Below are 6858 nucleotides of genomic sequence, written 5' to 3' on the forward strand. Positions count from 1 at the left end.
TTTACACCTCAAGAATCTTCTTTATATTTTCTTCAAACGGTGGTTTCACAACACCTTTCTCAGTTATGATCGCTGTTATCAAGGAATTTTCTGTAACGTCGAAGGCTGGATTTAGAACTTTCACTCCTTCTGGTACAATTCTACTTCCACCGCAATGAGTTACCTCTTCCGCTTTTCTCTCTTCAATAGGAATTTCTTTTCCACTCTTTATGGTGGGATCGATGGTGGAAACGGGAGCTGCTATGTAAAAAGGTATATTGTTTCTGTGAGCAAGGACTGCAAGTGAATAAGTTCCTATTTTATTCGCGGTGTCTCCGTTCAAAGCGATTCTGTCTGCCCCCACTACAACGGCGTCTATCAAACCTCTTTTCATGAGCCATCCTGCCATGTTGTCCGTGATGACGTACACCTCTATACCATCTTTCATGAGTTCCCAAGCGGTTAGCCTTGCTCCCTGAAGATACGGTCGTGTCTCGTCAGCGAAGACTTTCACGCGCTTTCCGGATTCGACAGCTGCCCTGATAACGCCGAGGGCTGTACCGTAATCTACAGTTGCCAACGCTCCTGCATTGCAGTGAGTGAGAACGGTCGAACCGTCTTTTATGAGCTCAGCACCGTTTTTTCCAATAGCCTTGTTCGTTTCTATATCTTCGTATGCCATCCTCATGGCTTCGTTTTCCAGGATTGTGTCAAGATCTTTTTCGTTGATGTTTTCTAGAAATACTTTCTCCATTCTGTTCAACGCCCAAAAGAGGTTCACAGCAGTTGGCCTTGTTTGGGAAAGAGTGTATTTCACTTGTTCCATCCATTCTTTCAAGTTACCATTTTTGAATTCTCTGTATCCTAAAACATATCCGAACGCTGCTGTAACACCAATTGCTGGTGCTCCTCTCACAATCATTTCTTTTATTGCATGAGCAACCTCTTTGTGCGATCTACATTCAACGTATTCCTCGACGAAAGGAAGTTTTCTTTGATCTAACAATTTCAACGATTGACCAGTCCACTCCATCGTTTTTGTCTTCAGCTTCACTTTCCGCTCCCTCCAAGTTTTATCTCTATTTGACTTTTCTTTTTGAACTCTTCGAAGGCTTTTTCAAACCAGTCGCTCCAAAGCTGTGTTTTTTTGTCTGAAAGAAGTTTGTTGATAATCTCTTCTTTCACCTCATCGAACGTTTTGTAAGAGGAAGTCCTTTTTTCAACAATTTTGTAAAGAACGAAACCGTCTTTCGATTCAAATGGGCCAAGAATAGCTCCTTCTGGTGCGTCAAAAATAACACTTTCTATATCTTCGTTCAGTTGGCCTTCTTCTATCCACCCAAGATCTCCACCAGTTGCCACTTGTGTAGCAACTTCAAGAAATTCTTCCCCTTTTCTGATCCTGGAAAGAGCCTCATCGATAGTGTTTTTCTCTTTGGCTACTATCCGATAGAGATGAACCGCCGCCGGTATTCTGAAAGATTCTTTGTTTTCGTTGTAATACTTTTGTGCTTCTTCAGAGGTAACGGTTGCGCTCTGAGTGATTTTTTCTTGGAGTCTTTGGAGGGAAAGCTGTGTTTTCATGTGCCAGATGAGTCGCTTTTTGAACGTTTCGAGATCTCCGTAACCTGAACTCTGCAAAAATTTGTCTAAATCTTCGAGAGTTATTCCCATCGTTTCCACAGTTTCTTTGAGCCTTTTTTCAACTTCTGCATTCGCCTCTTCCTCCGTTACTCCTACACCTTCCTTTTCGGCGAGTTGTTGTATAAGAAGGTCATCTATCAGAGAATTTAAAACTTCCAATTTGTACTTCAACAGCAATTTCAAACCTTCTTCTGTGCCTGTAAGAACATTGAAGAATCTGGTGTCAATTTGAGCGATGCTTTTGAGAAGATTGCTCACATCCGCCTCAATCTCTAAAAGATCAGAGGTAATGGGTTCACCGTTAACAATTGCTACTATTGTGCTGGAAGTGGTAGTTGCTTGGGAAAAAAGAGTGACCACCATTGCCATGAGTGACAGGAAAATCACCTTTTTCATTCTTCATCTCCTCCTTTCGCTTTCTCCCAGTATTCATTCAATTTCTCTAACGATAATTGTTCCAAAACCAATCCATCCTTCTCTATGAGTTCTTCCATCTTTTTAAATCTTTCCACGAACTTTTTAGTTGCTTTTCTTAGAGCAGACTCCGGTTCAACACCCAAGAATCTTGAAAGATTAACTACGGAGAAGAGAAGATCTCCGAACTCTTCTTCCACCTTTTCAGGATTCTGAGCATTTTTCAACTCTTTCAATTCCTCCTCTATCTTCTCATAAACTCCTTTCACATCCTCCCAGTCGAAACCTACTTGTGAGGCGTTTTCTTGAATTCGTCTCGCCATTGACAAAGCTGGCACAAGTGGGTTTATCTCTCCTATCCTCGATGATTTGTCTTTTCCTTTCTCTTGTGCTTTTATGTCTTCCCATTGTTTGTAAGAATACCCTGGGCTGTCTCCGAAGACGTGGGGATGGCGTCTAATGAGTTTATCATTTAGATGTTCAATTACATTTTCCACCGTGAATGCTCCTCTCTCTTTTGCAATTTGAGAATGAAAAACTACCTGGAGAAGTACATCACCGAGCTCCTCTTTCATCATCTCATCGTTTTTTTCATCTATCGCTTCTATCAGTTCGTAACATTCTTCAATGAGATAAGGTTTCAAACTTTCGTGGGTTTGTTTTCTATCCCATTCACAACCCTCAGGAGAGCGAAGTTTTTCCATTATGGCTAGGAGTTCCTCGAAGATTTCACCAGATCTTCCCATTTCAAAACCTCCTCTTCAAAAGCACGATCTCTACTCTATCCGAGACATCTTCCGTTCTATCGGCAATGTCTCCTATGCACCTGATGAGTTCCTTTACCTCGAGTTTTTTGCATCTATCTATCTCCATATTGAACAACTTTTTCAAAGCTTCTCTTTCTACGGAATCTTCTTCGTGTTCGTATCTTTCAACTTCAAGAACGTATTCTCCTACCCGGTCCAAGTCTTCGAAGAGATGTTTCAGAGCCAGTTTCAAAGAGCTGAAAGCCTTTAGAGAATATTCCATCTGTCTTAATATGAGATCCTTTATTTCGGAAGGAATCTCGGGTTTCTGAAGAACCAGCAGATCCGCGACGTACTCAGCTTTGTTCGCCACTTTATCTAAAGACTCTATCAAACCCAGAAGATCTCCTCGAAAGTTTGGTAGAAAAGCCCCGCTGTACATTTCCATCTCGGTTTTACGTCGAGCCCTATCTGCTTCACTTTCCAATCTCTGAGCTCGTATGTACAAACTTTCTATTTCGTCGGATTCTCTGAGATAATTTTTCAGAAGATCGAAAACGCACGACAGAGTTTCTTCTACTTTGCCGACATGATTAAAAAAGAGTGAGATTATGTCCGACTCCTTCTTTCCGGAAAACCACATTTCTTCTCGCCCCCAAAAGATTTGAGATTTTTTCGAAACGTTCTTTGGAGATGAGATTTTTTTTCAAAAACTCAGAGAGAATTTCTCCAGAGAGATTTTCCAAAACCGGCTTGAAACTCATTCTGTGTATGGGAAGCACACCATGATGTTTCAACTCATCTAAGTGTTTCTTTGTAGCGTATCCTTTGTGTTCGTGGAAGGAAAATTGTGGATAAATCTTGCTGAATTTTTCCATCATTCTATCCCTTATCACCTTGGCAACTATGGATGCAGCGCCTATCAGCTTACTTTTCTGATCTCCCTTGACCAAACAAACCCCTGGAATGTTAAGTTCTATTCCTTTTCCATCCACAAGCACGAATGCTGGTTTTACGGAAAGATTCTCTAATGCGCGATTCATGGCAATTTTTGTGGCATTGAATATGTTCAAGATATCTATTTCCTCGGGTGTAGCAATTCCAATTCCAACGACAGCTTTTTTCATTATCATACCGAAAAGTTCCTCCCTTATTTTTGGAGAGAGTTGTTTTGAGTCGTTTATTCCTTCTACATTTTCTTTCAAAAACACAGCTGCAGCCACTACTGGGCCTGCTAAACATCCTCTACCTGCTTCATCCACACCCACTACCAAACCATATTCTTTCTTGTAAAAATCATCTATTCTCACCACTCGTTTCCCTTCCTTTGTAATAAGGTGCGGGTATGTACCCGACGGACGGTCGTTTGGGTTCCGACTGTTTGTAAAGATCCATGAGCTCGTAAACTTCTGCGGGCATGTTTGTATTCACTTGTATTCCGAGCTCTTTCAGTTTCTGATAGTTGAGAGGATAATCATGTGTCCAATATCCTTCACAGAGTCTACTTGCTACTTCCTCAGCTTTCTCCCCCGGCATCTTGTCTATTAGAATTTCCTTTACGAATTCTTTCATCTGCTTGATAGCCTTTTCAGCTATATCTGCAAGAATAAGTGTTTGATCATCTATTTCGTTAACATCTTTCTTCTTAACAACTGAAAGGATGGAAGGAGCAGGCATGTTACCAATCTGAGGATCAAGAGGACCCAAAACAGCGTTTTCATCCATAACTATCTCATCGGCAGCGAGAGCGATCAAAGTTCCACCGGACATAGCGTAGTGTGGAACGAAAACAGTTACTTTTCCTTTGTGTCTTTTCAGAGCTCTTGCTATCTGTTCTGCAGCTAAGACAAGACCACCTGGCGTGTGTATTATTAAATCTATGGGCATGTCTTGGGGAGTTAACTTTATCGCTCTCAAAACTTCTTCTGAGTCCTCTATATCGATGTAACGTCTCACAGGAAACCCAAGAAAATTTATGGATTCAGTCCGATGTATGAGAGTTATCACTCGGCTGTTTCGCTTTTTTTCGAGACTTCTTATAAGGGTCTCTCTTGCGGATTTAAGAGCGGAATTCTTAAGAAAAGGCGTAATGAGCGAAAATATAAAAATCATCCAAAAAATTTGAAAGATTAAGGTGCCAATATCTCCCATAGCTTCCCCTCCCCTTTATTTGTCATTTACAATTCTATCACACATAAAATAAAAAATGCGGGCTCTTTCGAGCCCGCCAAAGCCGTGGGGGGTGTATCTCAAGGGGGATAGGGGGGTCAATTTTCATTCTCCGAATTACATTGTAAATGTAACAGGTTAAGAGAATATTCTAATTTCTTTCCTAAAGTGGTACTATATTTTTAAATTAATGTGAAAATCCACCGGGTGTTGAATTTGCTACTACCCAATTCCTTGAGTTGAGACTGAAACGTTCATATATTGGTTCAACATTTGTTTTTTTGTTTTGCGAGTTCTTGAGATACAATTTTTTAGATTCACCACAAATTCTTGGGGGGTTCCATATGATACTTTATCTTCTTCCTGCGCTTTTTCTTGGATGGTCACTTGGGGCTAACGATGCTGCGAATATTTTTGGACCTTTTGTAGGATCGGGATTGACACCTTATAGGAAGGCCACCATTGTGGCGTCTATTTTCGTCGTAATTGGATCAGTTGTAGGTGGAGGAAAAGGACTCCAAAACATAGGTTCGCTTAGTGCTTCGGATCTACTTGCTTCTTCCCTTTCTGTATTTTCCGGAGCTCTCACCGTTACAATTATGACTAAACTGGGAATTCCAGTTTCCACATCTCAAGCGGTAGTTGGTGGGATTGTGGGGGCCAATCTTTCAACCATGGGTATAAAAGGTGTTGACTTCACAGCTTTGACAAAGATATTCATTGTTTGGCTTTTAACACCAACAGGTGCGTTGATTTTGAGTCTTTTACTTTATCCGGCCTTTTCATATGTTCTCAGAAAGATACCCAACATACAGACCCAGGATAAACTTATAAAAGTTTTTGCTTGGATGTTTGGGGCGTACGGTGCTTTTTCGCTCGGTGCTAATAATGTGGCGAATGTAACAGGGGTGTTCGTAGGAAAACTTCTCAACGTAGAGCAAGCAGCGATTCTTGGTGGTATAAGTATAGCTCTTGGTATACTCACTTACAGCAAGAACGTCATGATGACCGTTGGAAAAAAATTAATAGAGTTAGATCATTTCACTTCGACCGTAGCAGTTCTTTCTCAGGCTATAACTGTTTGGATCTTCAGTTTGGTGGGGATTCCAGTTTCTTCTTCACAGGCCATTGTTGGTGCGGTTTTAGGAGCAGGATATTCGAAAGGAATGAAGTTAGGAAATAAGAAAGTTTTAATCAGAATTCTGAGTGGTTGGTTTTTGACTCCCACAATTTCTGGTATTTTTTCTTTCATTCTAACCAGTATTCTGATAAAATAACGAATGGTAAATTACAACATTCGGGAGGTAGAGATCGTGACATTACGATTGAAGATCTTTATGATTATATTGATTGTTTTGGCAGGACTCCTTGTTAGTTTTTATTTGATCTATCGAAGTGTTTCAGGAGCCGTTGTTGAAACAGTTAAGAAAAATGCAACAGTTCAAATTGATGTTCTCTCCAACTACCTTTCCGAGAAATTGAACAAGTACGTGGAAAGAGCAAAAGGACTTACAACTTCGATGGAAGCACAACTTCTGGATACTTATTCTATGGCGTCGAACATGGTCAAATTGATTCAGGAGGCATCTAATACTCTCGTCGCCGGCCTTGCTTTTGAAGAAATGACGGGATCTGGATACATTGCTACCGCTGGTGGTTTGGAAGAACTCGAGGCAACTTCGGAAATCTATCAGAAATATTTAAAACTCTTAAAGGAGACCGAAGAACCTTACCTGGTCATCCCCGATATCTTTAGAGATAGACCTTCTTTAGTTATCTTAGCCCCACTTGGAGCTTACGGGGCGGGTACGCTTGGTGGAGTTGGGTATGTGATCGATCTCTCACAAGGAAAGGATTTCTGGAACACGGTTGTTAAGGGTGGAAAACTCGGCGAAAGCGGTTACGG

Annotated in this window: 7 protein-coding genes and 1 pseudogene; 2 read left to right on the forward strand and 6 right to left on the reverse strand. The window is 41.0% G+C overall.

Annotated elements, in window-relative coordinates; all coding sequences use genetic code 11:
- Window position 1: 1 nt before the first annotated feature.
- From mtnA to AS005_RS08555, 6 genes are read right to left on the reverse strand one after another with little or no spacing between them, the layout of a single operon-like run.
- Window positions 2-1033, reverse strand: coding sequence for an S-methyl-5-thioribose-1-phosphate isomerase (gene mtnA, locus AS005_RS08530; protein ID WP_101511284.1), 1032 nt, complete (start codon window positions 1031-1033; stop codon window positions 2-4).
- Window positions 1030-2019 carry a peptidyl-prolyl cis-trans isomerase gene (locus AS005_RS08535; RefSeq protein ID WP_101511285.1) on the reverse strand — a complete coding sequence of 330 codons (990 nt, stop codon included), beginning with the start codon at window positions 2017-2019 and terminating at the stop codon, window positions 1030-1032. Before AS005_RS08535 ends, mtnA begins: the two co-directional genes overlap by 4 nt.
- Window positions 2016-2783: a nucleoside triphosphate pyrophosphohydrolase gene (mazG, locus tag AS005_RS08540; RefSeq protein ID WP_101511286.1), complete on the reverse strand. Its 768-nt coding sequence runs from the start codon at window positions 2781-2783 to the stop codon at window positions 2016-2018. Before mazG ends, AS005_RS08535 begins: the two co-directional genes overlap by 4 nt.
- Window position 2784: 1 nt before the next feature.
- Entirely contained in the window at window positions 2785-3426 is a 642-nt protein-coding gene (locus AS005_RS08545) for a TIGR00153 family protein (RefSeq protein ID WP_101511287.1), read from the reverse strand.
- Window positions 3377-4093, reverse strand: a complete 717-nt coding sequence (locus AS005_RS08550; RefSeq protein ID WP_101511300.1) for a ribonuclease HII — start codon at window positions 4091-4093, stop codon at window positions 3377-3379. Before AS005_RS08550 ends, AS005_RS08545 begins: the two co-directional genes overlap by 50 nt.
- A complete protein-coding gene (locus AS005_RS08555; protein ID WP_101511288.1) occupies window positions 4080-4934 on the reverse strand; it encodes an ATP-dependent Clp protease proteolytic subunit in 855 nt (284 codons plus the stop codon). Before AS005_RS08555 ends, AS005_RS08550 begins: the two co-directional genes overlap by 14 nt.
- A gap of 362 nt (window positions 4935-5296) precedes the next feature.
- Between AS005_RS08555 and AS005_RS08560 the strand changes: the two genes are divergently transcribed.
- Together AS005_RS08560 and AS005_RS08565 are read left to right on the forward strand one after the other, a co-directional pair.
- Entirely contained in the window at window positions 5297-6229 is a 933-nt protein-coding gene (locus tag AS005_RS08560) for an inorganic phosphate transporter (RefSeq protein ID WP_101511289.1), read from the forward strand.
- A gap of 36 nt (window positions 6230-6265) precedes the next feature.
- Window positions 6266-6858, forward strand: a pseudogene (locus AS005_RS08565) (methyl-accepting chemotaxis protein); the annotation flags it as partial.

This window comes from Thermotoga sp. KOL6, assembly GCF_002866025.1.
In the GTDB taxonomy this organism is placed as follows: Bacteria; Thermotogota; Thermotogae; order Thermotogales; family Thermotogaceae; genus Thermotoga.

Bases quoted from the DNA above. Each gene is read 5' to 3' on its own strand.
- AS005_RS08560 (WP_101511289.1), top strand. From the start codon at position 5,297: ATGATACTTTATCTTCTTCCTGCGCTTTTTCTTGGATGGTCACTTGGG.
- AS005_RS08545 (WP_101511287.1), bottom strand. From the start codon at position 3,426: ATGTGGTTTTCCGGAAAGAAGGAGTCGGACATAATCTCACTCTTTTTT.
- AS005_RS08555 (WP_101511288.1), bottom strand. From the start codon at position 4,934: ATGGGAGATATTGGCACCTTAATCTTTCAAATTTTTTGGATGATTTTT.
- mazG (WP_101511286.1), bottom strand. From the start codon at position 2,783: ATGGGAAGATCTGGTGAAATCTTCGAGGAACTCCTAGCCATAATGGAA.
- AS005_RS08535 (WP_101511285.1), bottom strand. From the start codon at position 2,019: ATGAAAAAGGTGATTTTCCTGTCACTCATGGCAATGGTGGTCACTCTT.